The following is a 24,462-nucleotide window of genomic DNA, read 5'->3' as shown; positions in this document are numbered from 1 at the left end:
ACGGTTTTAGCCTTAACAGAGTTAAATTATAACTGATGACAAATATTTTAAAAATTAAATATACAGTAGTATCCCTTTCAGCGGCTTTGGTACTGACCTCATGCGTTGCAAAACAACCTTATGACAGGGAAGTTCTGGGTGTGAACGAGAACGTTTTCCGTACAGACCGCATTGCTGTCGACAGTTCCAGTATTGCTACCGTGTCCTGGCGGGAAATCTTTACAGATCCTTTGCTTCAGAATCACATACAGAAAGGTTTGGATAATAACCTGGACATCAGGATCGCTCTTCAAAATATTTCAATTGCCGAATCTTATCTGAAACAGCGCAAGGCTGCTTATCAGCCTACGTTGTCTGTAGGGCCCAGCTACACCTTCCAAACCCAGTCCCTGAATACTCAGATGGGACAGATTGCCGGCGGAACAAGGCGCTATATTAACGTATTAGGACTGGCTGGTGATGTTTCCTGGGATGCGGATTTGTGGGGAAGGCTTAAAGCCGAGCAAAAGGCACAGCTGGCGGCTTATCTGGGAAATGTTGCCGCACACCGCGAAGTTAAGACCGATTTGGTGGCGGCTATCGCATCCGCATACTACCAGTTGCTTACTTTTGATGAGCAAAAGAGGATTATTAACGAAACGATAGCATTGCGAAATAAAAACCTGGAAACTACCAGAGCTCTTAAGGAGTCTGGAATCCTTACAGAGGTTGCTGTTCAGCAAAGTGAAGCGCTGGTGTTTAATGCCCAGGCACTCCTGCTTGATATCGATGTGCAGATTTCAATCCTCGAGAATACGATAAGCCTTCTTATGGGTGAGCCGTCCCAAAGTATTGCCCGCTCCTCCATCAGACAACAGCAAATGCCCGCCAGTTTCCCTCTGGGGTACTCGGCCAGCCTGCTGTCCAACAGGGGAGACGTCATGCAGGCCGAAGCGCGCCTGATCCAGGCTTACGAACTTACAGATGCTGCTCGTGCAGAGTTTTATCCGAGTTTGCGGATATCTGGAAGCACAGGGTTGCAGAGTATTGAACTTGATAAATTTTTCAGTATCAACTCTATTTTTGCTACAGTAGTTGGAAGTCTGGTGCAGCCTGTCCTCAACCAGAGGCAGATCCGGACAAATTATGAGGTCAGTCTTTACAACAGACAGATTGCCTATCTGAATTTCAGAAAATCGCTGCTGAACGCCGGCAAGGAAGTTTCGGACGCACTGAAAGTCTATGAAACCCAGGATCAGTTTATCGCCCTGAAGCAAAAGGAAGTTGCCGCTTACCGCAACTCGGTTAATTATTCTCAGGAACTTGTAAATTACGGAATGGCCAATTATCTGGAAGTGCTGAACTCCAGTGTGAATGCACTTAATGCAGAACTGAACATTTCCAATGCACAGTATACAAAGCTGAGGTCGGCGGTGGAACTGTATCAGGCACTGGGCGGCGGATGGAGATAATTCCTTATATTTGGTTAAAATTACATCATGGACAATATTGAACATTATCTTTCGGAAGTACTGGAGATTCCGGTAGCTGATGTTTCCATGTGTGGATCGCACTATACGGTGCGTAATTTCCAAAAGGGGGATTTGCTCTTAAGTGCGGGTGAGGTTTGCAGGTCCACTTATTTTGTAGAGGAAGGTTTGCTGCGGATGTTTTCCACAGATCAGAACGGTAAGGAACACATCATTCAGTTCGCACCGGAGAAGTGGCTGATGTCCGACCGGAGTTCACTCTATTTCAATGAAAAGTCCAATTATTATATTGAGGCTGTTGAAAATTCGAAAGTGCTGCTGCTGACGCCTGATTTTTTTCAAAACCTCAACCTTCAGTTCCCCGGCACCATTGCGAATAATGACCTTCTGTTACAGAAACACATCCGTAACCTTCAGAACCGCGTGAACTCTTTGCTTTCTGATACGGCGCAGGAGCGCTATCTGGATTTCATCAAGATGTATCCGGACCTTATGCAGCGCGTACCGCAATGGATGGTGGCATCTTACCTTGGTATTACACCTGAAAGTCTGAGCAGGGTGAGGAAGGATTTGGTGAAAAAGAGTGCTGATAAATAAAAAAGGAACCTTTTGAGGTTCCTTTGAAGTTGTAATCGGTTTGGTTATTTACCCAAATAAGATTTCAGGATCTTACTTCTGGTATTGTGCTTAAGTCTCTTGATCGCTTTTTCTTTTATCTGACGGACTCTCTCTCTTGTAAGGTCGAAAGTTTCGCCGATTTCTTCCAAAGTCATCGGATGTTTTCCGTTCAGACCGAAATAAAGACGTACAAGATCTGCCTCTCTTGGAGTAAGCGTCTGTAAAGCTCTTTCAATCTCAATCTGCAGGGATTCCAGCATCAGGTCTTTGTCCGGACTTGGCGATTCACCGGATCTCAATACATCATAAAGGTTGGAATCTTCTCCTTCTACAAGCGGTGCATCCATAGAAAGGTGTCTTCCGCTGTTTTTCATGGATTCCTTAATGTCCTCTTCGCTCATATCCAGCACTTCTGCCAGTTCTTCCGGGGATGGTGGTCTTTCGTTCTCCTGCTCCAGGTGAGCGTAAGCCTTGTTGATTTTGTTGATGGAACCAATCTTGTTTAGAGGAAGCCTCACAATCCTGGACTGCTCTGCCAGTGCCTGAAGGATAGACTGTCTGATCCACCAAACTGCGTACGAAATAAATTTAAAACCTCTGGTTTCATCGTACCTTTTGGCGGCTTTCATCAATCCCAGGTTTCCCTCATTGATAAGGTCGGGAAGGGAGAGTCCCTGGTTTTGGTACTGCTTGGATACGGAAACCACGAAACGAAGGTTGGCCTTAATAAGTTTTTCCAGTGCGGCACGGTCGCCGGCGCGGATCTTTTGTGCTAAATCAACCTCTTCGTCGGCGGTAATCAGTTCTACTTTTCCGATTTCCTGAAGATACTTGTCCAGTGACGCGGTTTCCCTGTTGGTAACCTGCTTGGTAATTTTTAACTGTCTCATGTACAATAAACACCCGTTTAACGTCGGGCTCTAATTACATATACGTTATGCAGCCCTTAAAGGTTACAAATATTTAAAAAATTGTGGGCTGATTTCGTCTCATTAATATTTGTCTGTGTCCTGCCGGTTTACGTGATTCATAATCCATTGGTTATGATACTGAATATAAACTAAAGATTAAGTCTGAAATGTGCGGTGTAGACCCTTGTTTCGCCAAATCGCGTAAAGCATTTTTTTGCCGTTCCACCAAATCTGCGTATCTTTAAGCGCATATGAAAACAGATAATATGAGTAAAACACATAAGGACTACGGTATTGGGCAGTCCCTGAAGAATTTAGGAATTTCAAGTGAAAATATAGGCGTTTCCACAGGAACGCAAACCTTTGCAAACGGAGATGTCATTGAAAGTTATTCGCCAACGGATGGCCAGCTTATCGCCAAAATTAAATCCGGATCGGTAGAAGATTATGAAACTGTAATGGCTGCCGCCAAAGCTGCTTTTCCGGAGTTCCGGTTAATGCCGGCACCGAAAAGAGGAGAACTTGTAAGACAGTTCGGTAATAAATTAAGAGAGAAAAAAGACGATTTGGGCAAACTCGTTTCCTATGAAATGGGCAAATCCCTTCAGGAAGGTTTAGGCGAGGTTCAGGAAATGATTGATATCTGCGACTTCGCGGTAGGTCTTTCCCGTCAGCTGCATGGCTTTACGATGCACTCCGAAAGACCTTTGCACCGTATGTATGAACAGTATCATCCGCTTGGAGTTGTTGGGGTGATCTCAGCCTTTAACTTCCCGGTAGCTGTGTGGAGCTGGAATACAGCCCTTAGCTGGATCTGCGGTAATGTAACTGTTTGGAAACCGTCTGAGAAAGTTGGCCTTTGCGCTTTAGCCTGCCAGAACATCATTGCTGAGGTTCTGAAAGAAAATGATATGCCTGAAGGGATTTCAGGAATGATCGTTGGCGATCATACGATCGGTGAGAAACTGGTTGCTGATAAAAGAACAGCGCTTGTATCCTTTACCGGCTCTACCCGTGTCGGACGAATGGTAGGAACCAAGGTGGCTGAGCGTTTCGGAAAATCCATCCTGGAACTTGGCGGAAACAATGCCATCATTATCTCCGAACATGCGGATCTGGATATGTCCATCATCGGAGCTGTATTCGGAGCTGTAGGAACTGCCGGGCAGAGATGTACTTCTACAAGAAGACTGATCATTCATTCTTCGGTTTATGACGAGGTTAAAAACCGTCTCGTTAAGGCTTACGGACAGCTTAAAATCGGGAATCCACTGGATGAAAATAACCATGTAGGACCGCTTATTGACACCGATGCGGTTTCACAGTACATGGAATCTATTGAAAAGTGTAAGCAGGAAGGCGGAAAGTTCATCGTGGAAGGCGGTGTGCTGGAAGGCGGTAACTATGAGTCCGGCTGCTACGTAAAGCCATGTATTGCTGAGGTTGAAAACAGTTTTGAAATCGTACAGCACGAAACCTTTGCACCTATCCTTTATATCATGAAATATGATGATCTGGACGAAGCTATTGAAATGCAGAATGATGTTCCGCAGGGACTTAGCTCAGCAATTATGACACAGAATCTTTGCGAAGCCGAACTTTTCCTTTCGCATTCCGGATCAGACTGCGGTATTGCCAATGTAAACATCGGTACTTCCGGTGCTGAGATCGGTGGTGCATTCGGTGGTGAAAAAGAAACAGGCGGCGGACGCGAATCGGGATCTGATGTCTGGAAGTATTATATGAGAAGGCAGACCAACACCATCAATTACAGTACGACTTTGCCGCTGGCTCAGGGTATTAAATTCGATATCTAAAAAAAGCAGCCATCAAATCACAAAATATTATTTCACTTAGCTATCGCAGCTATCAAAACAATCAGTAAAAAATGAACAACACAATCGCTCAACAACCGGAGACTACCAATAAAGTAAAAAACACACTTGCCAGACACATCCTTGCCGACGGCTTCGATTTCGTTATGGATATTGAAAAATCTCATGGTTCCTATATCGCCGACAAACGAAGCGGGACGGAATTCCTGGATATGTTTTCTATGTTCGCCTCAGCATCTATCGGCTATAATCACCCATATCTCGTACAGCATTCCGACTGGCTGGGCAGGATGGCCATTAACAAACCAACACTTGCAGATGTGTATTCCGAAGAATACGCGGAATTTATGGAGGTTTTCGAAAGAGTAGCCATTCCGCAGGAGTTACAGTACTGTTTCTTTATTGAGGGAGGAACTTTGGCGGTAGAGAATGCCATGAAGGCCTGCTTCGACTGGAAAACGCGTAAGAATTTTGAAAAAGAGCTGACTGTTGAAGGTGATATCTGTATCCACTTCCGTCAGTCATTCCATGGACGCAGCGGTTATACGCTCAGTCTGACCAATACCTCAGACCCAAGGAAACATATGTACTTCCCGAAGTTTGACTGGCCCAGAATCATCAATCCTTATTTAACTTTCCCGGTAACGGAGGAAAATCTGGAGACAACAATCAAGAATGAGCACCTGGCGCTTTTGAATATTGAAGAAGCTATTTTGGCAAATCCAAACAGGGTAGCCTGCATCATCATCGAACCCATTCAGGCAGAAGGTGGCGACAACCATTTCCGCGATGAGTTCTTTACAGGTTTAAGAAAACTGTGTGACGAAAACGAGGTACTTTTGATTTTTGATGAAGTGCAAACCGGAATTGGAATCACGGGTAAGATGTGGGCGTTCCAGCATTTTACATCTAAGCCGGATATTATTTCCTTTGGAAAGAAAGCGCAGGTGTGCGGGGTTCTTGCCAATAAGGAGAAGTTTGATGAGATTCCCGACAATGTATTCCGCGAAAGCTCCCGTATTAACTCTACGTTCGGTGGAAACTTCATCGATATGATGCGTTTCAAGCTGGTACTGGAAGTAATTGAAAAAGAAAACCTTTGTGAAAACGCCAGGGTAGTAGGTGATTACCTGCTGACAGGATTGCAGGATCTGGTGGCAAAATATCCGCAGCAACTTTCAAATGCCAGAGGCAGAGGGCTTATGTGTGCCGTTGACCTTACGGATGGTGCGCAGCGCGATGCAGTACGCGACGAACTGTACCGCCAGAACCTGATTATTCTGGGTTGCGGAGACCAGTCACTTCGTTTCCGCCCGCATCTGAACGTAACCAAAGAGGAAATTCAGCTGGCGCTGGATAAAATTGAAGATGTAATCAGTCAAATAGCGTAATATACGAAGCCGGAAATTTTTTTCCGGCTTTTTTTATAAAAGGTTTCTAAGGAATTCGGCGGCGTTATCTATGGTCTCCTCTTTTTTAGCAAAGCAGAATCTCACCTTACCGGTATTCTGCCCGTTATGAAAAAACGCCGAAACAGGCACGGTACACACTTTTTTCTCCTTCGTAAGCCAAACAGCAAAATCTCTGTCACCCAAATCTGACAGATTATGGTACTCCATGGTCTGGAAATATCCACCCTCTGCTTTCCCGGTAATCGTGAAAGGCAAACCGCTGAAGGCTGAGATCAGATAATCCCTTTTATTCTGCATCATCCGGCTGTTCGCAGCTGCGTCAAAAACTTCCAGATATCCGGCCAGTGCGTATTGAGCAGGAACATTTACACAAAAACTTAAATATTGGTGCACTCTGAGGAAGGCATAGTTCAGTTCTTCACTTGCCAGTACATATCCAACTTTCCAGCCTGTTGCATGGAACATTTTGCCAAATGAAAACACAGCATAACTCCGGTTGCGGAGATGCGGATGATGCATCACGCTCGTGAATACATTTTCGTCATAGCACAGAAGGTCGTAAACTTCATCCGAAATTACGATGATCTCCGTATCCTTTACAATTTGCCACAATGCTTCCCAATCCTTTTCTGTCCAGATATTTCCTGAGGGATTGTGCGGCGAATTTATAATGATCGCCCGGGTTTGCAGCGTAACCGCATTTTTTATCATTTCAAAGTCAGGTCTGAAATCTTTATCCAGGCTAACAAACACCGGTTTACCTCCATTAACCTCTATGGCCGGCACATAACTGTCATAGCTGGGTTCCAGAACAATCACATCGTCGCCGGGTTTCAGTATTGTTGCCAGCGCACAGTAAATACCATAGGTGGCACCGGGTGTGATGATGATTTCGGAAGAATGTAGGTCCAGAGGTTTCTTTCTGCGCGCATTAAAAGTCACCAGATTTTCCGTAAGAAGCGGAACGCCGGTAAGCGGTGCATACTGATTATGATTATCCGAAGTTGCCTTACCCAGTAGTTCTTTAAGTTTTGGGTCGATTTCAAAGTCCGGGAAGCCCTGCGACAGGTTTACGGCGCCGTATTGCTGCGCCAGGGCCGTCATTTCCGAAAATATGCTGATGTCTTTACCACTGTGCTTCCGCTCAATTGTCATATAACTTGTTTTTACCAAATGTACATTTTTTTTTACCTAATCTTTCCCGATATTTGTTAGAGAATCAATACTTCTGTTTTAAGAGCAAAGAGCCCTGTTTCACATTGTCCGTTCATTTTTCTTTCTCCTGAAATCATTTCATTATCAATGTATTAACTCACTTTAAATCTTTTAACCATATACTTTCCACTCTCAAATAAAAAAACTACTTTTGCACCGTCAAAAAATATTTATGCAAAACATTAGAAATATCGCAATCATTGCGCACGTTGACCACGGTAAGACCACTTTGGTTGACAAAATTATTCACGCAACCAGCATTTTCAGGGAAAATCAGGAATCAGGCGATTTAATTATGGATAATAACGATCTTGAAAGAGAGCGTGGTATTACCATTTTATCCAAAAACATATCGGTGGCTTATAAAGACACCAAAATTAACGTAATTGATACCCCTGGTCACGCCGACTTTGGTGGTGAGGTAGAAAGAGTCCTGAAAATGGCCGACGGTGTTTTGCTTTTGGTAGATGCCTTTGAAGGACCAATGCCACAGACGCGTTTCGTATTACAGAAAGCACTGGAACTGGGTCTTAGACCGGTTGTAGTAATCAATAAAGTAGATAAACCAAACTGCCGTCCGGACGAGGTTCATGACCAGGTGTTCGACCTGTTCTTCAACCTGGACGCCACAGAGGAGCAGCTGGATTTCCCAACTTTCTACGGTTCTTCCAAGCAGGGATGGTTCAACACTTCCCTGGAGCAAACCGACAATATTTTCCCGCTTCTAGACGGAATCCTGCAATATGTTCCGGCACCGGAAGCTAAAGAAGGCCCCCTTAGAATGCAGATCACTTCCCTGGATTTCTCTTCATTCCTTGGTAGGATTGCCATTGGTAAGATCACTCAGGGTTCTGTAAAGGAATCCGAATGGATAGGTCTGGCGCAGGAAGACGGTACCATCATCAAAGGAAAAGTAAAGGAACTTTATGTTTTCGAAGGTCTGGGCAAGAAGAAAGTTCAGGAAGTGAAAGCAGGTGATATCTGTGCAATTGTTGGATTTGACAAATTCCAGATCAGTGATTCATTTGTAGACCTTGAGAATCCGGATCCGTTGCCACGTACAGCGATTGATGAGCCTACCCTTAACATGACATTCTCCATCAACAACTCACCGTTCTTCGGGAAAGACGGAAAGTATGTAACTTCCAATCACCTTAAAGAAAGGCTGATGAAGGAGCTGGAGAAAAACCTGGCACTTCGTGTGGAATTAACTGAAGATGCCAACACATTCCTGGTATTCGGACGTGGTATCCTTCACCTTTCCGTTCTTATCGAAACGATGAGAAGAGAGGGTTATGAAATGACCATCGGTCAGCCTCAGGTGATCCTTAAGGAAATTGACGGTGTGAAATGTGAGCCTTATGAATCTTTGGTAGTAGACGTTCCGGAAGAGTACGCTTCACGTGTGATCGACCTTGCGACGCAAAGAAAAGGGGATCTTCATATTATGGAAACCAAAGGGGAGATGCAGCACCTGGAAATCGAGATTCCTTCCAGAGGATTGATCGGTCTGAGATCGCAGATGCTTACGGCTACAGCCGGTGAAGCTATTATGGCGCACCGTTTTACAGAATATAAGCCTTATAAAGGTGCTATTCCAGGAAGGCTTGTAGGCGTATTGGTTAGCAAGACTCAGGGTCCGGCTACCGAATATTCCATTGCAAAACTGCAGGACAGAGGTAAATTCTTTGTTGATCCGGGTGAGGAAATCTACGGCGGTATGATTATCGGCGAGCAAAACAAGCCGGGCGACCTTGTTGTAAACATTGTAGAAGCCAAGCAGCTTAACAACATGCGTGCTTCAGGAAAGGATAAAGACGGAAACATCGCTCCAAAAACCCTGTTCTCACTGGAAGAATGTATGGAATACATCCAGGCTGATGAGGCCATTGAGGTAACTCCAAACTTCATCCGTATGCGTAAGAAAGTCCTTTCTGAAGAAGAAAGAAAGAGAATTGAAAGAAACGCGAAAGGATAATTCCTTCCGTATATATCATTTGTGCCCCGGTTTACCGGGGCATTTTTTTGTTGTTTAGCAGCGAGACCTGTTATTTAACAGCAGCATGAATGTCTTCGTGACGTGTCTTCCTGAGAAAAACGAAGTGGTTTTTTGGAGTGTTTCTGTAAGCAATTTTGTGTTTTGAAGTAGTACTTCAATTATTCAGAATACGCATGAATTGTAATAAAGCACAATGTTCACAAATACGCTTATGATTGCTAACCGGCCTGTCATCAGGCACAGGTTTGCTGAACAGTAAGTTTTAAAGAAAGGTATTAGAAAACTTAGCGATTTTATTTAGCTGAAAAACTTACCGGATGTCCCGAGGCTTTATAATACTACAGCGAATGACTTGCGCTGTAAAGCGATATCTTTTTCTGAAAAGTCCAAATACCCTATGCGCATTTTGGGTATGTTAATATTTGCAAATAAATGTGGAAATTCTATTTGAACAATATAAAATGCGCACTTCGAATATAGGCATAAGGCTTTAATATTCAGGAAGTTATTTGGACTGCATAAGTTTTTTGTATAAGGGGTGCATTGCATCAGATAATATACATATATTTACGTGATGTGCAAAAGTTTCCGCTCCGCTCCAACTTTTGCACATCGAAGCGCGGATTACATCCGCAGCTGTGTCAAAGCGTTTTCGCTGTCGCAAAAACCTTCAACACATCTGCGGATTGGCAAAATTCCCTCAGGAAAGCAAGCTTTCAGAGGAAACTTCGCCAATCCGCGCTTCGTTATCTGCTATACAATTCAAAGCGCAAATATGAAAATAATATTAGGTTTTTTACTTTTCTTAATTATTAATAAATATAAAGGACAAGAATATTTACAATATTATCGAATAATAAATGATGCGGAGATATCAAGTTTGGACAGAAATTTTGAGAAGGCAGACATTCTGTATCAAAAGGCATTTCAGTTGGTTAAAAAGCCTTTTAAAGAAGACTATCTTTTTGCTGCGATTAATTCCGAAAGGCTAAATGAAGATGAAAAAACTTTTCGCTATTTAAGCATAGGAATTCAGAATGGATTAACTCTTAGTAGGATTACGCCCAAATTATCCTCTTTTAAGAAATCTGTGTATTGGAAAGTTCTAAAAAACAGATATATGAGTTTACATGAAAAACATTTGCAGACCCTAAATATTACCTTAAGAAAAGAAATTGAGGAAATGATTAAAAATGATCAAAAAGTAAGAAATCCTATTTTTGGAACCAATAAAAAAATGAAAATTATAGATCTCCAAAATTTTCAAAAACTCAAAGAAATTATTAGATTAAATGATAATAAATGGCCGGGCTTCTCTATGATTGGAGAAATTAGCCCAAAAGGGAAATATGATGTAACTGATAACATTGTGTTAATCTCTCTACATTTTGATAGAGAACAGACTGAACAACTTCAAAGTTATATGCTTGAAGCGGTGCTGAACGGAGAAATGTATCCATATCAGTATGCAAGAGTTATAGATTATACAATTGGAAATAACCTTAGTAAGGTCGCCGAAAACTTCGTCAAAAATAAAAACTATATTGAAACTTGTTTTTTATATGGAACTTATTTAAATGCTAATATTTGCGATTGCAAAAATGCTGAAGCGGAAAGAGTAAAGATTGGTTTTGAACCATTAAAAGATTATTATAGAAAAGTTAAATCTGGATATAAATGCCTTTAGCCAGGTACATCAGATAACAAGGCATTTCTATTAGCGGGGCGGAAGTTTCTATCATCAAGATTTTTGCTAATTGTTCAATTTTTTATATTTACCAAGACTTGTTATAAAAAGTCCCCGCCAACAGAAATACCCAACCGATGTGCAAAAGTTTCCGCTCCGCTCCAACTTTTGCACATCGAAGCGCGGATTACATCCGCAGCTGTGTCAAAGCGTTTTCGCTGTCGCAAAAACCTTCAACACATCTGCGGATTGGCAAAATTCCCTCAGGAAAGCAAGCTTCCAGAGGAAACTTCGCCAATCCGCGCTTCGTTGGCAGTAATTATAAAACGACAAAACATCAAGACGAAATATGGCAAATAAACTTTTAGAATTAGACGAACAACTTGAAAAGTTAGAATCTGAGCAATTAGACACGGACGACAATAATGAAGTACCACCAGACGATATTGTTGCGTTTAATGAATTGCGTTCTTGTGCCGACTTGTTGCGTATGCACAAAGAAGGTCAATTAGACATTCAACCAGACTTTCAACGCGAAATCATTTGGTCTCCCACTATGCAAACAAGGCTAATTGATTCACTTGTGAAGCAGCTTCCTATACCGAGTTTGTGTATTAGTCTTGATTACAAAACACAAGAACGATTTGTTATAGACGGACTTCAACGAATTGCAAGCACAGTTAAATTTCTTGACACAGAACCAACCAAAGAATGGAAACTTGCAAAATTGGAAGACATTGACGACAGAATTTCCGGAAAAAGCAATCTTACCATAAAAAGTAAATATCCTGACTTGTTCAACAAGGTAGAAAACACAGTTATCCCAATAACAGTGCTTCGTTGTAATTACTCAAAGAAAAGTCATATGGAATATCTTTTTACGATTTTTCATCGCCTTAATACTGGTGGAGCAAAACTGACAAATCAAGAAATTAGAAATTGTATATACAACGGAACATTTAATGCGTTCTTAAAAGAAGCTGTTGAATATGAAAACTACTTAAAATTATTCAGTGTTGATAGTGAAAAGAAAGACCGTTTTGCTAATGAAGAACTCGTTTTGAGATTTCTTTCTTTCACATACAATCTTGAAAAGTATAAAGGACAACTTTCAAAATTTCTCAATGATTTTATGGATTCATATCGTAAAACATCACCAGAAAACATTGAAAAATTCAGAGAACTTTTTCAACGAACAATAGATTTGATTTATACAAAAATTTTAGGCTCAAAACCGTTACCAACACTTAGCAAAGCCACAACAGAGGCGTTATTTGTTGGTGTTGCTAAAAACCTTGAAAACCTTGAGAGTGAAACATCTGATAAATTAAAAGAGAGATATACATCTTTAAGAGAAAATGAATTGTTCTCTGTCAATAGTTTAAAAGAAGGCTTAGCTCAAAAAGATAAAGTCATAACCCGTTTTAATAAATCTATTGAAATATTTGGATAATTTATGATTGCAGTTTCTTACATAGATAACACCTTAAAGGAGTTAGATAAATTATACAATACTTCTTCTAGTCAAAAAAAAGCAATTTATTTTTCAAAATTAGCACTCATCGAACTTTGTGGTTGGATAGAAGAAACAGTTGACGATATTGTTCTACGACATTCTAAAAGACATTTAAAAGAAACGGACAATAAAACATATTGTAAAGAGTCAATAGTTAAACCTAATTATGGTTTTGAATACAAAAGAAACATTCGTCCAATGTTAATTAGTTTAATTGGACTTATAGAAGTTGAAAAATTAGAAAAGGAACTTGAAAAAACTGGGCAAATAACAGCATTGAAAGGACATCTTGGGAATATTAAAGATAGTAGAAATTTAGCGGCACATACTTATTTGAAAGGTGTAACAAGAAATTTTAATGCGCCTTCAAGAACAATTGGAGACTTTAATAGAATAAAACCAATACTTGAAAAAATTGACCAAGAACTTAGAAAAAAATAACTACTGCCAACATCGGTAACCGTTGCGCAACCTAAGATTTAAGCGTCACGGTCGGACAGTTCAATAAAAAACAACCTCTTTTAAAGCGATTTAAAGGAGGTTTTTGTTTTCAGCGGTAAAAGTTTTCGGATTTTCCGGTGGCTTAAATTTGAACAGGTGAAGCCGTGGCGAGGAGGTACCGCCAAACCCAAACTTCCCTTTTGGAAGGTTCATGATTTGAATGTTGCGGTGAATTTTGCGGGTAATAAACTTCAGGTATTTTTTCAGGTTGTAGGTCAGCGCAGCCATCAGGACGTGTTTGTTGGCTTGACTCATGCCGCGGGAATTAATCCGTTTCATGTTGTGATGGTTGATGAGGGTTCCCAGCACCGGCTCTACGCGCGAACTCCGCCGCTTGGTAAGGAAACGTGTGTAATTGGGATCGCGCCGCAGTTTTTCGTGCGTTTCATCGTACAGGGGTTTGTGGATGCTGTCTTCTATCTTCTTGAACTTCGTGACCTTGCCGCAACACTCCGCTCTCAGCGGGCAGTCACTACAGGCGCGCTCGCTGCTGCGGTAACTCTTCTTTCGGTAACCCTTGCTGTCGGTCAGGATTCTTTTGAAGGGCAAAACGGCATGGTTTCCGCCTTTTTGGGTGCAGTGGTAATAATCTTCTTCTTCACTTTCTCCTTTTACAAATTCAAACCCTTCCCGCTCGGGCTTGTATTGCCCGAAGTTTGGGATGTAGGCATTGATGCCTCTTTCTTTGCAGTACTTTAAAGACTCGCCGCTGCTGTAGCCGGCATCGGCTAGGACTTCTTCGGTCTGCATTTGGTTAAGGGAAAGATTTTCAAGCGTCTGGTTCATAATCTCCGGGAAGATCACGCTGTCTTTGCTGCCCGAAGTACTCGCGCAGGCGCCGGTAATTACATGATGCGCATCGTCCACAGCCAGCTGTCCGGAATAATTTAACTGGCGTGCTTTACCGGGTTTTACCGAGATTTTCGCATCGGGATCGGTTGGGCTGTAATGGGTGTGGTTGCTCAGGTATTTGGGGCGGATGGTATTGCCGTCCTCGTCTTTTCTTTCGCTTCTATTGTTGCCGGGCATGCCTTTGTAGGCTTCTTCTTTCCAGGCGTGGTGCTGCTCCACCAGTTTCTTTGGGTGGATGTGGTTTTAAATGCGCTGTTTTCTTCCAGCTCATCCACGAACGCCGAAGCATCCTCCAGAACTTCTTTTTCCACCAAAGAGTCCATACTTGCATTGGCTTTGATGAAGGCCGAGTCCACGGCCTGCCGTTTGCCCCGGACCATTCCTTTCTCCACACAAAGCGAAAGGACTTTCCTGAAGAGTTCCAGAAAAAGTTCCTCACCAAAAAGCTGCCGTGTACGGCTCAGCGTGGAATGCCAGGGAAGTTCCTCGTCCAGGTCATACCCCAGAAAGAGGCGCACATCCAGGCTGTTGCTGCAATACCGCAGTAAAGCCCGGTCGCTGTTGATGTTGTTGAGATAGCCTACCAGCAGGATCTTAAAGAAAACCACGGGATCAATGCTGGCCTGACCTTCTTTCCCGTAATAGTTTCTGGTGGCTTTGTAGAGAAAATCCAAACCGAGTTCAGACTGGATTTTCCTGTAGAAATTATCTTCCGGCACCAAGGCGTCCAGACTCAGCTGATAGAAGATCTTCGGTGTGAATTTTTTCTTTCCCTGCATAATTAAAATTAGAAAAAATATTCTGCATATACAACTGTTTTTCAACTATTTATAACAATATAAATGCGGTTTAAGCTGCAGTCCACCCTTTTTAAGTATATTTGATTGAAGTTGTGCAACAGGCACAAGGGTTTTGCAATAGTGGGGCGAAACTGCAAAGTTCAACGGCAGTTCTTCGGTTCAACTTTTGTGCAAAATTGAAGATTTGTGCTTCGATTGCCCCACCATCGCAAAGCCCCGAAACGTTAGCGGTCATGCTTTGACGACAGTGAAAACCGAACAATAGTGCGAGAAATGAACAAACCAAACAATGCCTGAATTAAGTAACATACAGACATATGAAAAGCTAAACGGTGCGGACTATCAGTTGATACTCGATAGGTTCAAATCTGTTTTGCAACGGCTTGACTTATGGAATGATGAAGTCAAGCAAGCGTTTGACGAATTTGTATGGAAAGTTGAAGATGACGGTTTTGTTTACTCTTCAATTACTCAACTCGGACATTTCAAAACAAAGTTCTCTGACATTTTAGTTAGACCGCTTGTAATGGTTTACACTCCAGTGATAGACAAAACAAATACAGACAATTGGATTGCGTGCGACCTTTTAATTGAAGCGGAAAAGTTGCGGAGTTTTGAAACTGGTAACTATCACAAAACGACCTACGACTTTGTTAAAGCCCTGACTTTGGAAATGCACAAAGAATTTAAGCAGACAGGAATTTACTTCACAGATGAGGCACAGGACGGACAGGACTTTGACGGATTTCGTAATATCAACAAAGAAAAACTTTGGCAGTTTGACTATGCAATTATTCCTTTGACTTTAGAGCAAACATATTCTACGCCACCGTTGACACATAAAATTATTCGCCACAACAACTATTTAGAAGCATGGTATATAGACAGATGGAAACCAAACGAAAAATAGCACGAACCGCTAACAGCACCTACAAGAAATTGGCGGTTCTGTGCTTAAATGAAGCTTTGTGCTTCGTATCAAGTGCAGTGGTGGCAGACAGTTTTCGTCTCCGAAATCGCCAACTTCTTGTAGCTGCAAAACGATGTGCAAAAGTTTCCGCTCCGCTCCAACTTTTGCACATCGAAGCGCGGATTACATCCGCAGCTGTGTCAAAGCGTTTTCGCTGTCGCAAAAACCTTCAACACATCTGCGGATTGGCAAAATTCCCTCAGGAAAGCAAGCTTCCAGAGGAAACTTCGCCAATCCGCGCTTCGTTATGCACAAGGCTAAGAAACCTCAAACAAATATAGAAAGCTTGACAAAAAAAGAATTGAAATACGAACGCAGACTAATTGCTTTTATCGACATACTCGGTTTTAAAGACATTGTAAAGCAATCCGAGACCGACACTTCAAAAATTGAATTAATCTATTCGGTTCTTGAATACTTAAAGGATTGGGAAAAGACAGAAAAATGGGACTTGAAGTTCGTTGAAATTGAAGAAAGCGCACAATATAAAGGTGTGAATAATTTTGACCTACGTGGAAAAACAAATACAACTACATTTTCCGACAGTATTGTTGTTTCTGTTAAGGTTGACGATAATGTCAATGAAATGGCATCAACGTTAATAGTTAACCTAGCATATATCGGAACTGTGCTTTTAGAAAAAGGAATTCTATTTCGTGGCGGACTGACAATTGGAAATATTATTCACGTAGACAATGGTACTGTTTTCGGTCAAGGATTAATTGACGCATTTATGCTTGAGACTCGAAGTGCCAAATATCCAAGAATTGTTCTTTCGGACAAGTTACTGAATGAATTAAACTACCCTATAGAAACAAAAAGAAATAGCTATCCGTATCACCAATATTTAGACAGGTACGATGACGGTTGTGTTGGTTTTCACCAATTAATATACTATCAAGTAATAGAAATTTGGACTGAAATGACACCTGAATTATTAACTGAATCACTAAGCAAAGTGCGTAAAGTTATTATAAACGGACTTGACTCAAGTTTTGAGAAACCGGAAGTTTTTGAAAAATTTAAGTGGCTGAAAGAACAATATAACAAATTGATTATTCTTAATGACTTCGATTTCGAGACAAAAACCGAAGAACATATAAAGCAAAAAATAAGAGAACTTAATGACGGAATTGCAGGTCAAAACATTCACTATTCTTACACCGACAACTTCTATGAAAACCGTAGAAATGACAAGGGCTGAAAAAAGCCCAGTGCATAACAGGCGTTTGGCTCAATGGCGGGTGCCGTGAACATTCTACCTCGCATCAACTTTTGTGGTGTATTGACAGTTTTGTGCTCCGAAATCCGCCACTGCGCCAAGCGCCAAAACGATGTGCAAAAGTTGGAGCGGAGCGGAAACTTTTGCACATCGAAGCGCGGATTACATCCGCAGCTGTGTCAAAGCGTTTTCGCTGTCGCAAAAACCTTCAACACATCTGCGGATTGGCAAAATTCCCTCAGGAAAGCAAGCTTTCAGAGGAAACTTCGCCAATCCGCGCTTCGTTGGCCACAATTATAAAAAACTGACAGACAATGGATATACTTAATTTGATAGTTGGATTATTCATGATTGGGATTGGATTTTTAGTTAAATCCGCACCCGAATTGATTGCGGGATATAACACTATGCCCAAAGACAAAAAGAAAAATGTTGACATTGAAGGTTTATCGACTTTTATGCGCAATGGATTAATCATTATAGGATTGTCAATTATAATCGGATATTATTTATTCAAATGGATTGGTTTTACAATGATTGCCAATTCAATGATTTTGATAGTGACTTTAGTCGGGGTAACAATTTGGTTATAAATGCTCAGAAATTTGACAAAAACAAGACTAAGAAATCTAAACTGACATATTTTATTCTTGGATTGGTATTTTTATTCGTGATTGGGGTAATAACTTATGGATTTATCCCTTCAAAGACAATTTACGATAATGATACGATTCGATTTTCAGGAATGTACGGATTTGATATAAGTATTGGCGAAATTGATAATGTTGAGCTTTCTAATGAATTACCGACAATTAAAATGCGGACTAATGGATTTAGTTTCGGTAATATCAAAAAAGGGTTTTTCAAGCTTGATAAATTTGGCAAAAGTAGATTGTTAATTCATTCTGATTTATTTCCATATTTGATAATGACCAAAAATAATGGGGACAAAATTATCATCAATTTCAAAGATAAAATTGAAACAGAAAAGACATTCAACAAGATTAAAACAATGATAGACAAATAAATAACTGTGGCCAACATACAATATAGCCAATAAGGGTTTCAGAGGTATGCGAAGGTTTGTAGCCCGCTTCAACTTTTCGTGTAACTTGACTGGAAATCGCCCGCAAACCCTTACTGGCCATATTGTCAAACGATGTGCAAAAGTTTCCGCTCCGCTCCAACTTTTGCACATCGAAGCGCGGATTACATCCGCAGCTGTGTCAAAGCGTTTTCGCTGTCGCAAAAACCTTCAACACATCTGCGGATTGGCAAAATTCCCTCAGGAAAGCAAGCTTTCAGAGGAAACTTCGCCAATCCGCGCTTCGTTGCCGGCAAGCCATCGGGACAGGACAGAAACAAAAATGATTTAATAATGAAAACGGACACTATTGACAAGCAAAATGAACAAAAGAGAAATTGGGTGACTCATCCGACAAAGAGAAACCTTTTGATTATCGTGACAATGTGGTTTGTGGGAAATAGTTTATTAATTCTTTCAACGACAGACCTATTTACAGAGAGTTTTTTCAATAAGAAATATATAATTATTTATGCCATGATGATTATGTCTACGTGGACAACTTTCAAAGTCATTCGAAACTATTCCAAGACAAGAGAAACAATTGAACAAACATAATTAACAACTACGCAGACAATTTTGTGTACATCGACACAGACTTATCTCCGCGACAATAACGAAGGGAAATACAAATATGGACTGACCATTACGTCACAGTGGACGAAATGGCCAGCCGGCAACAAAATGTTTGCTTAATGGCGGTCGACAAAGTCGACCTTAGTGTTGCGCTTTTTACTATCTTTATTCCCAGCGGACAAATCCTGCGGATTTATCCGCCACTAAGCAAACACCAAAACGATGTGCAAAAGTTTCCGCTCCGCTCCAACTTTTGCACATCGAAGCGCGGATTACATCCGCAGCTGTGTCAAAGCGTTTTCGCTGTCGCAAAAACCTTCAACACATCTGCGGATTGGCAAAATTCCCTCAGGAAAGCAAGCTTTCAGAGGAAACTTCGCCAATCCGCGCTTCGTTATCTGCAAGCCATAACAAACCGCCAACATTGAGATTTTGAAAAATAAATATCTTCTTACCTCGTCAATTGCTTTATTTTTAGCAGTACTCTTTTATTTTTTTGTTTTATACTCTCCTGAAAGACAGATTAGAAAAACTGTTGCTGAATATTGGGAATGTCTTGATCACAACCACTTCAACGAATCCGTTGAACTATTTACTTACGGAAGTGAATATTATGGTATGATGTCAATGCAATTTTACCAGTTGAAAAAAAACTATCCAAAAATCAAATCTCAAATAACACCCCTTAATGAAGTTAAAATACAGGACACTATTATTTTCGGAACAAAAAGAAAATTTGTCAGATATAAATTTGTAAACAAAAATCCCGAAATCAAGCCAATGAAAATTACTTTTATCTTTTGGAGGAAAACTGGATACGACAAAATTCACAGTCCAATTTATTTAAAAAACTTTATGGATTGGGGTGATAAATAGAAACGCCTGCAGATAACAAGGCATTTCTATTAGCGGGGTTGAAGTTTACATTTTGAAGAGTTTTGCTAATTGTTTTTTGATATATTTACAAAGACCTGTTATAAAAATCCCCGCCAACAGAAATACCCAACCGATGTGCAAAAGTTTCCGCTCCGCTCCAACTTTTGCACATCGAAGCGCGGATTACATCCGCAGCTGTGTCAAAGCGTTTTCGCTGTCGCAAAAACCTTCAACACATCTGCGGATTGGCAAAATTCCCTCAGGAAAGCAAGCTTTCAGACGAAACTTCGCCAATCCGCGCTTCGTTACCAGCAATTTTACAAAGACCGGTATGAAATATATAATTTCATCTTTATTATTAATATTCTTGAACGGTTGTAAAAATTCGGCAAAAGAAGAAAATAGCGAATTAAACCAAATAGTAAAAGCAGTAACATTAGACGCTAAACCTTTTAACGATTCTAACATCTTCATTAAAGATTCACTAAAGCAACTTGTAATTTACATTCCTACTAAAGATGAAATAGAACAAAGAATTCCCCCACCTCCACCTGGCAAAACAACTAGTATTTTGCGTTTACTAGACTTTAAGAAAAATTATACAAAAAATGATTCTTTAAAATTATTAAGCCAAAATAATTATCCGTTAAAGAAAATAGTTCTTGATAAATCAATAAATCCGAATATTAAAATCTGGAATAAGAGTTCTAAAGAAAAAATATTTTTATCCTTTTCCAATCCAATATATTTTGAGGATAATTTCGCGTATATTGAAGTTGGATATTATGAATATGGATTTAGTTCGGGCAGAGCATATTTGTTGAAAAAGCAAAATGAAGTCTGGAAAATAATTGGCGAAGAACCCTTGTGGATAACATAAAAACTGCTGGTAACACGGTATTTCTACAAGCGGGTATGAAGTTTTCATCGAAGATTATCGCGATTAATTCAATTTTTAGAAAGTAGAAGGTTTTCGTATTTTTAGCCCGCCTGCAGAAATACCCAACCGATGTGCAAAAGTTTCCGCTCCGCTCCAACTTTTGCACATCGAAGCGCGGATTACATCCGCAGCTGTGTCAAAGCGTTTTCGCTGTCGCAAAAATCTTCAACACATCTGCGGATTGGCAAAATTCCCTCAGGAAAGCAAGCTTTCAGAGGAAACTTCGCCAATCCGCGCTTCGTTAGCCGTCATTTAAAAAAAAGCACGTTCCTAAATAGAAATACATGAAAACATTAATTACTCTTTTGACGCTTTTTATTTTATCAAGTTGTAATTTTAATAGTACTTATCAAAATCGTGAAAATGATAAAATTGATGCTGAAAAAATCACACACAAATTTTATTATTCCCAAACTTATGGAAACAAAAATGACGCTCTAAACCTTTTCAGTGAAAAATTTTTTGCAGTAACAAACAGAGATAAATTGAATGAAATGATTTCAAGTTCTGAAAATGATTTTGGAAAAATTACTGAATATAATCTTAAAAATTGGGAAACGTTAATAGTTAAAGGCAGCAATCCTAAAAGCGAATATCTTCTGACCTACGATGTAAGAAGAGAAAAGGAACCAACGCAAGAAACTTTTTCAATGATTAAAGAAAACGGGATAATTAAAATTATCGGTTATAGAATTACAAAATTATACTGATATAAAACGACGGCTAACATGCTATTTCTATTAGCGGGGTTGAAGTTTATATCATCAAGGTTTTTGCTAGTTGTTCTTTTTGTTATATTTACAAAAACCAGTTATAATAATCCCCGCCAACAGAAATACCCGGCCGATGTGCAAAAGTTTCCGCTCCGCTCCAACTTTTGCACATCGAAGCGCGGATTACATCCGCAGCTGTGTCAAAGCGTTTTCGCTGTCGCAAAAACCTTCAACACATCTGCGGATTGGCAAAATTCCCTCAGGAAAGCAAGCTTTTAGAGGAAACTTCGCCAATCCGCGCTTCGTTAGCTGTAATGCAACAAAAATCTCGTCAAGTAACATGTAATTGAAATTTTATTATTCTCTGAAAAAATTAGGAATGAATTAAAAATTTTAAAACGTTCCTAACGATGTGTTAGCATTAAAAACTCAAAATACTTGAACTTATTTATGAATGAAAATGTACAAATAATTTTAATTATTCTTTCTTCCATACTTCTAATTAGTTGGACAATTTTTGACGGTCTAAAATTAGGTCGAAAAATCAAACGCAAAAAAGCAGCTGATAAAAAAGATGAAATCAAAGCACTTAGAAATTACGGGAGCGAAAATATGCTAATAAGCTCATTAGAAATTATCGGTAGTTTTTTGAAGAAAATATTTTAAAAAGCACTACAGCTAATAACTAAGCTTTCGTTGGGCTTGAAAAGCCAGCAATGAAAGCCCGTTAGATCCTTCTCTGCGCTCTGGACAGGCTCACCTTCGGTAGCTTTTCAGCGGGATTTCAGCAGTCTATAGAGTTTTCGTTTTAAGAATTTAGATATACAAAGCAGTTTTTAGAAGGACTGCTTTTGTGTCAATTTAAATGACCCGCTTATCTCCGCTGCCATAATATCTGTGTTTGGGAAAGGAAAAAAGAAAAATGGCCGCAGTGAAAATGATACAGAAACAAATCACTAAATTTGGTCTGACTGACAAAGATATTAACATCGCATTTGGTGATAAATCAACATACTAAATTAACGTAAGTCAGAATATTAAAAACTATGTAATGAAACATATTATACTTCTTTTTTTTTTTAATTTCATATTTTTCTCTTGCAGAAACGAAGAAATTGAATCTACAAAACCAAAGTTTGAAATAACAGTAAATAATGTAACGAATAACAGCATATCTATCAATTACAATATTCAAAATATTAATTCAGAAAAATACCTGATTTGCAGTCAATCTGAAGATTTTGATATTCAAAATTATCAAGTAAAAATTCCTATTCAAAGTAATGAAGGAACTTTAACTGTTAGCAATCTTATAGCTAACAAGAAATACTATATAAAAGGATGGTATGCTTCGGGTTACAGTAACACAATTACATCAAATACAAAGGAATTTACGTTTACCACTACTACTGACAAAAATTTAGGATTAAATCCTGATAATGGAAATTTTATATACCTAATGCATAGCGAATTAGATCCTAGCAAATCTTATCTCTACATTATAACCAGACAAATTCAACAATATCCCACTCAGGCAAAAAAAATAGTATTACATAAAATCGATTTAAACGGCAATTTATTATGGAGCAAGTTAATTCAAGATTCAGATTCTCCTAGCGTAAGTCTAAAACATAATGGTCATAAAATTCAATTTTTATCAGATAATAATATTGCAGTTATAACAGGAAAATCAAATCAAAAAGCAACAATAATTACAAAAATTAATCCAATAAACGGCGATGAAATATGGAAAAAAGAATTTCCTTTAATTGATGCTGACGGATATCAAGGTACTACAATCTTTGGTTATTCATATCATAATAATGTAATTAAGATTATTACTGGACCAGGAGATTGGCATAATTCTGAAGAAGTATTTATTGATAATAATGGGAACGTTCTTTCTCAAAGAACAATTATTCAAAATCCAAATAATCAAGGAGTCAGCAATGGAAAATACATGAACGATGGCTCTGTAGTTTCAATATCCGCACAAAATAAGTCATCTCAGAATACACTTTGGACAGTTGAAGGTTGTATTAGAAAATTCGATTTTTCTAATTCAACATCAAATACGCTTTGGTCAAAATATTATGGTGATTATGGTGGAGATGATGGTTTTGAAAATTATTTTATTAAAAATAATCACTTTTACATTGATGGATTTTATGGTGGCAATAGTGGTTATTCTGATAAACAACATTGGATTTTAAAAACAGATTTTGATGGTAATATAATTTGGCAAAATAAATTACCTGCAAAACAATACTTTATATATCAAGGCTTGGATTTTTTCTCGGATAATCAAAAAAATTTATACTCGCTAATGAATGAAATAGCCACACAGTACAATGTAATTACTTTAACAAAATTTGATGAAAATGGAAATTTTATTTGGGAATGGAGTGACGGAATTGGATATAATACTGATCCATTTATTGCAAACCGTGCATTTGAAATAAATAATAATGAATTTATAATTCTTGGTGATCGTTCAACAAATCAAACTGGTATTGGCCATATTAGATTATTAAGAATTAAAGTTGATTAAAAACTACGGCTAATAACTAAGCTTTCGTTGGGCTTGAAAAGCCCACAATGAAAGCCCGTTAGATCCTTCGCTGCGCTACAACTTTTGCACATCGAAGCGCGGATTAGCAAAATTCCATCAGGAAAGCAAGCTTTCAGAGGAAACTTCGCCAATCCGCGCTCCGTTACCAGAAAGTGTATTAAAAATTCCGCTTAAAAGTAGATTTTACGAAACATGTTTATAAAATTTTATAGCGCACTTGCAATCCTGTTTGTTTTAAGTAGTTGTACTTCAATTAAAAATAATGCTGTTGGAACGTGGAAATTAATTGCCGAAATAAACTCTGAAAATCCTTATGCAAATAGGTCATCATTGAAAGAAACAAAAATCGTAAGTGATGGGTTATTGACTCTAAATAAAGATAGTACTTTCACTTCAAATCTAAGTTTATGTAATGGATATAATGAAGGCGGAATATATGCTTCTAAAGGAAAATACACTTTTAAAAAAAATAGAAATCCTGACAAATTATTTCGGATAGAATGTCCAGGAATTTATCCTATTCATTATTTTATAATTAAAGAAAAAAAGTTGGAGTTGTATTTTCCATCTTTTGGGAGTGGTTACAGAATTAAAATTTTCGAAAGATAATTTATTATTGAACTAACAATTGGGCAAAACACCTTCTGCTTACTTGGTATTTCTATAAGCGTGGGTGGAAGTTACATTATAAAGA

At 39.3% G+C, this 24,462-nt stretch carries 21 protein-coding genes and 1 pseudogene; 19 read left to right on the top strand and 3 right to left on the bottom strand.

Going from position 1 to position 24,462, the window contains the following annotated elements; translation table 11 throughout:
- The first annotated feature begins 35 nt into the window (after positions 1 to 35).
- Both H1R16_RS03345 and H1R16_RS03340 read left to right on the top strand, forming a co-directional pair.
- Positions 36 to 1,451 carry an efflux transporter outer membrane subunit gene (locus H1R16_RS03345; RefSeq protein ID WP_187350460.1) on the top strand — a complete coding sequence of 472 codons (1,416 nt, stop codon included), beginning with the start codon at positions 36 to 38 and terminating at the stop codon, positions 1,449 to 1,451.
- Between the two features lie 27 nt (positions 1,452 to 1,478).
- Positions 1,479 to 2,066 (top strand): Crp/Fnr family transcriptional regulator, encoded by a 588-nt coding sequence (locus H1R16_RS03340; protein ID WP_181887400.1) that lies wholly within the window; start codon positions 1,479 to 1,481, stop codon positions 2,064 to 2,066.
- Positions 2,067 to 2,110: 44 nt separating this feature from the next.
- Here the strand turns inward: H1R16_RS03340 and H1R16_RS03335 are convergent, their stop codons facing one another.
- Complete coding sequence (locus tag H1R16_RS03335) at positions 2,111 to 2,977, bottom strand: sigma-70 family RNA polymerase sigma factor (protein WP_158064467.1); 867 nt, start codon at positions 2,975 to 2,977, stop codon at positions 2,111 to 2,113.
- A 287-nt stretch (positions 2,978 to 3,264) separates the two neighbouring features.
- Here H1R16_RS03335 and amaB point away from each other — a divergent pair, with 287 nt between their 5' ends.
- Both amaB and lat read left to right on the top strand, forming a co-directional pair.
- Entirely contained in the window at positions 3,265 to 4,815 is a 1,551-nt protein-coding gene (gene amaB, locus H1R16_RS03330) for an L-piperidine-6-carboxylate dehydrogenase (RefSeq protein ID WP_181887399.1), read from the top strand.
- Positions 4,816 to 4,886: 71 nt separating this feature from the next.
- Positions 4,887 to 6,224: an L-lysine 6-transaminase gene (gene lat / locus H1R16_RS03325; protein WP_181887398.1), complete on the top strand. Its 1,338-nt coding sequence runs from the start codon at positions 4,887 to 4,889 to the stop codon at positions 6,222 to 6,224.
- A gap of 33 nt (positions 6,225 to 6,257) precedes the next feature.
- Here lat and H1R16_RS03320 read toward each other — a convergent pair whose 3' ends face one another.
- Complete coding sequence (locus H1R16_RS03320) at positions 6,258 to 7,400, bottom strand: methionine aminotransferase (protein ID WP_181887397.1); 1,143 nt, start codon at positions 7,398 to 7,400, stop codon at positions 6,258 to 6,260.
- Positions 7,401 to 7,632: 232 nt separating this feature from the next.
- Between H1R16_RS03320 and typA the strand changes: the two genes are divergently transcribed.
- The 4 genes from typA to H1R16_RS03300 all read left to right on the top strand — a co-directional run bounded on the left by typA (position 7,633) and on the right by H1R16_RS03300 (position 13,103).
- Positions 7,633 to 9,438, top strand: a complete 1,806-nt coding sequence (gene typA / locus H1R16_RS03315; protein ID WP_181887396.1) for a translational GTPase TypA — start codon at positions 7,633 to 7,635, stop codon at positions 9,436 to 9,438.
- 796 nt (positions 9,439 to 10,234) lie between these two features.
- Positions 10,235 to 11,146, top strand: coding sequence for a hypothetical protein (locus tag H1R16_RS03310; RefSeq protein ID WP_181887395.1), 912 nt, complete (start codon positions 10,235 to 10,237; stop codon positions 11,144 to 11,146).
- Between the two features lie 349 nt (positions 11,147 to 11,495).
- Positions 11,496 to 12,599: a DUF262 domain-containing protein gene (locus H1R16_RS03305; protein WP_181887394.1), complete on the top strand. Its 1,104-nt coding sequence runs from the start codon at positions 11,496 to 11,498 to the stop codon at positions 12,597 to 12,599.
- A 3-nt stretch (positions 12,600 to 12,602) separates the two neighbouring features.
- Entirely contained in the window at positions 12,603 to 13,103 is a 501-nt protein-coding gene (locus tag H1R16_RS03300; protein WP_181887393.1) for an endoribonuclease, read from the top strand.
- 90 nt (positions 13,104 to 13,193) lie between these two features.
- Here H1R16_RS03300 and H1R16_RS12220 read toward each other — a convergent pair.
- A pseudogene (locus H1R16_RS12220) lies at positions 13,194 to 14,794 on the bottom strand (IS1182 family transposase).
- A 310-nt stretch (positions 14,795 to 15,104) separates the two neighbouring features.
- Between H1R16_RS12220 and H1R16_RS03290 the strand changes: the two are divergent.
- From H1R16_RS03290 to H1R16_RS03240, 11 genes are all read left to right on the top strand, one after another.
- Positions 15,105 to 15,725, top strand: a complete 621-nt coding sequence (locus H1R16_RS03290; RefSeq protein ID WP_181888006.1) for a hypothetical protein — start codon at positions 15,105 to 15,107, stop codon at positions 15,723 to 15,725.
- A gap of 133 nt (positions 15,726 to 15,858) precedes the next feature.
- Positions 15,859 to 16,989: a hypothetical protein gene (locus H1R16_RS03285; RefSeq protein WP_181888005.1), complete on the top strand. Its 1,131-nt coding sequence runs from the start codon at positions 15,859 to 15,861 to the stop codon at positions 16,987 to 16,989.
- A 332-nt stretch (positions 16,990 to 17,321) separates the two neighbouring features.
- Positions 17,322 to 17,600, top strand: a complete 279-nt coding sequence (locus H1R16_RS12395) for a DUF3784 domain-containing protein (protein WP_182035785.1) — start codon at positions 17,322 to 17,324, stop codon at positions 17,598 to 17,600.
- The gene (locus H1R16_RS03275; RefSeq protein ID WP_182035783.1) at positions 17,525 to 18,034 is read left to right on the top strand and encodes a hypothetical protein; all 510 of its coding nucleotides are present in this window, start codon (positions 17,525 to 17,527) and stop codon (positions 18,032 to 18,034) included. Before H1R16_RS12395 ends, H1R16_RS03275 begins: the two co-directional genes overlap by 76 nt.
- Positions 18,035 to 18,166: 132 nt before the next feature.
- Positions 18,167 to 18,649 carry a hypothetical protein gene (locus H1R16_RS12210; protein WP_228451386.1) on the top strand — a complete coding sequence of 161 codons (483 nt, stop codon included), beginning with the start codon at positions 18,167 to 18,169 and terminating at the stop codon, positions 18,647 to 18,649.
- Between the two features lie 450 nt (positions 18,650 to 19,099).
- Positions 19,100 to 19,543 carry a hypothetical protein gene (locus H1R16_RS03265; protein WP_181885675.1) on the top strand — a complete coding sequence of 148 codons (444 nt, stop codon included), beginning with the start codon at positions 19,100 to 19,102 and terminating at the stop codon, positions 19,541 to 19,543.
- 331 nt (positions 19,544 to 19,874) lie between these two features.
- Positions 19,875 to 20,423, top strand: a complete 549-nt coding sequence (locus H1R16_RS03260; RefSeq protein ID WP_181885676.1) for a hypothetical protein — start codon at positions 19,875 to 19,877, stop codon at positions 20,421 to 20,423.
- 344 nt (positions 20,424 to 20,767) lie between these two features.
- On the top strand, positions 20,768 to 21,193 hold the full coding sequence (locus H1R16_RS03255; protein WP_181885677.1) for a hypothetical protein: 426 nt from the start codon (positions 20,768 to 20,770) through the stop codon (positions 21,191 to 21,193).
- Positions 21,194 to 21,646: 453 nt separating this feature from the next.
- Complete coding sequence (locus H1R16_RS03250; RefSeq protein ID WP_181885678.1) at positions 21,647 to 21,862, top strand: hypothetical protein; 216 nt, start codon at positions 21,647 to 21,649, stop codon at positions 21,860 to 21,862.
- Between the two features lie 385 nt (positions 21,863 to 22,247).
- Entirely contained in the window at positions 22,248 to 23,747 is a 1,500-nt protein-coding gene (locus tag H1R16_RS03245) for a hypothetical protein (protein ID WP_181885679.1), read from the top strand.
- A 213-nt stretch (positions 23,748 to 23,960) separates the two neighbouring features.
- Positions 23,961 to 24,377 carry a lipocalin-like domain-containing protein gene (locus H1R16_RS03240; protein ID WP_181885680.1) on the top strand — a complete coding sequence of 139 codons (417 nt, stop codon included), beginning with the start codon at positions 23,961 to 23,963 and terminating at the stop codon, positions 24,375 to 24,377.
- Positions 24,378 to 24,462 lie beyond the last annotated feature (85 nt).

Origin of the sequence: Marnyiella aurantia, from assembly GCF_014041915.1 — a bacterium.
Classification (GTDB): Bacteria; Bacteroidota; Bacteroidia; order Flavobacteriales; family Weeksellaceae; genus Marnyiella; species Marnyiella aurantia.
Note: the sequence above shows the minus strand (reverse complement) of the source record. Positions and strands in the feature narration are given on the sequence as shown.

Bases quoted from the DNA above. Each gene is read 5' to 3' on its own strand.
- H1R16_RS03345 (WP_187350460.1), top strand. From the start codon at position 36: ATGACAAATATTTTAAAAATTAAATATACAGTAGTATCCCTTTCAGCG.
- H1R16_RS03340 (WP_181887400.1), top strand. From the start codon at position 1,479: ATGGACAATATTGAACATTATCTTTCGGAAGTACTGGAGATTCCGGTA.
- H1R16_RS03335 (WP_158064467.1), bottom strand. From the start codon at position 2,977: ATGAGACAGTTAAAAATTACCAAGCAGGTTACCAACAGGGAAACCGCG.
- amaB (WP_181887399.1), top strand. From the start codon at position 3,265: ATGAGTAAAACACATAAGGACTACGGTATTGGGCAGTCCCTGAAGAAT.
- lat (WP_181887398.1), top strand. From the start codon at position 4,887: ATGAACAACACAATCGCTCAACAACCGGAGACTACCAATAAAGTAAAA.
- H1R16_RS03320 (WP_181887397.1), bottom strand. From the start codon at position 7,400: ATGACAATTGAGCGGAAGCACAGTGGTAAAGACATCAGCATATTTTCG.
- typA (WP_181887396.1), top strand. From the start codon at position 7,633: ATGCAAAACATTAGAAATATCGCAATCATTGCGCACGTTGACCACGGT.
- H1R16_RS03310 (WP_181887395.1), top strand. From the start codon at position 10,235: ATGAAAATAATATTAGGTTTTTTACTTTTCTTAATTATTAATAAATAT.
- H1R16_RS03305 (WP_181887394.1), top strand. From the start codon at position 11,496: ATGGCAAATAAACTTTTAGAATTAGACGAACAACTTGAAAAGTTAGAA.
- H1R16_RS03300 (WP_181887393.1), top strand. From the start codon at position 12,603: ATGATTGCAGTTTCTTACATAGATAACACCTTAAAGGAGTTAGATAAA.
- H1R16_RS03290 (WP_181888006.1), top strand. From the start codon at position 15,105: ATGCCTGAATTAAGTAACATACAGACATATGAAAAGCTAAACGGTGCG.
- H1R16_RS03285 (WP_181888005.1), top strand. From the start codon at position 15,859: ATGTGCAAAAGTTTCCGCTCCGCTCCAACTTTTGCACATCGAAGCGCG.
- H1R16_RS12395 (WP_182035785.1), top strand. From the start codon at position 17,322: ATGGATATACTTAATTTGATAGTTGGATTATTCATGATTGGGATTGGA.
- H1R16_RS03275 (WP_182035783.1), top strand. From the start codon at position 17,525: ATGGATTGGTTTTACAATGATTGCCAATTCAATGATTTTGATAGTGAC.
- H1R16_RS12210 (WP_228451386.1), top strand. From the start codon at position 18,167: ATGTGCAAAAGTTTCCGCTCCGCTCCAACTTTTGCACATCGAAGCGCG.
- H1R16_RS03260 (WP_181885676.1), top strand. From the start codon at position 19,875: ATGAAATATATAATTTCATCTTTATTATTAATATTCTTGAACGGTTGT.
- H1R16_RS03255 (WP_181885677.1), top strand. From the start codon at position 20,768: ATGAAAACATTAATTACTCTTTTGACGCTTTTTATTTTATCAAGTTGT.
- H1R16_RS03250 (WP_181885678.1), top strand. From the start codon at position 21,647: ATGAATGAAAATGTACAAATAATTTTAATTATTCTTTCTTCCATACTT.
- H1R16_RS03245 (WP_181885679.1), top strand. From the start codon at position 22,248: ATGAAACATATTATACTTCTTTTTTTTTTTAATTTCATATTTTTCTCT.
- H1R16_RS03240 (WP_181885680.1), top strand. From the start codon at position 23,961: ATGTTTATAAAATTTTATAGCGCACTTGCAATCCTGTTTGTTTTAAGT.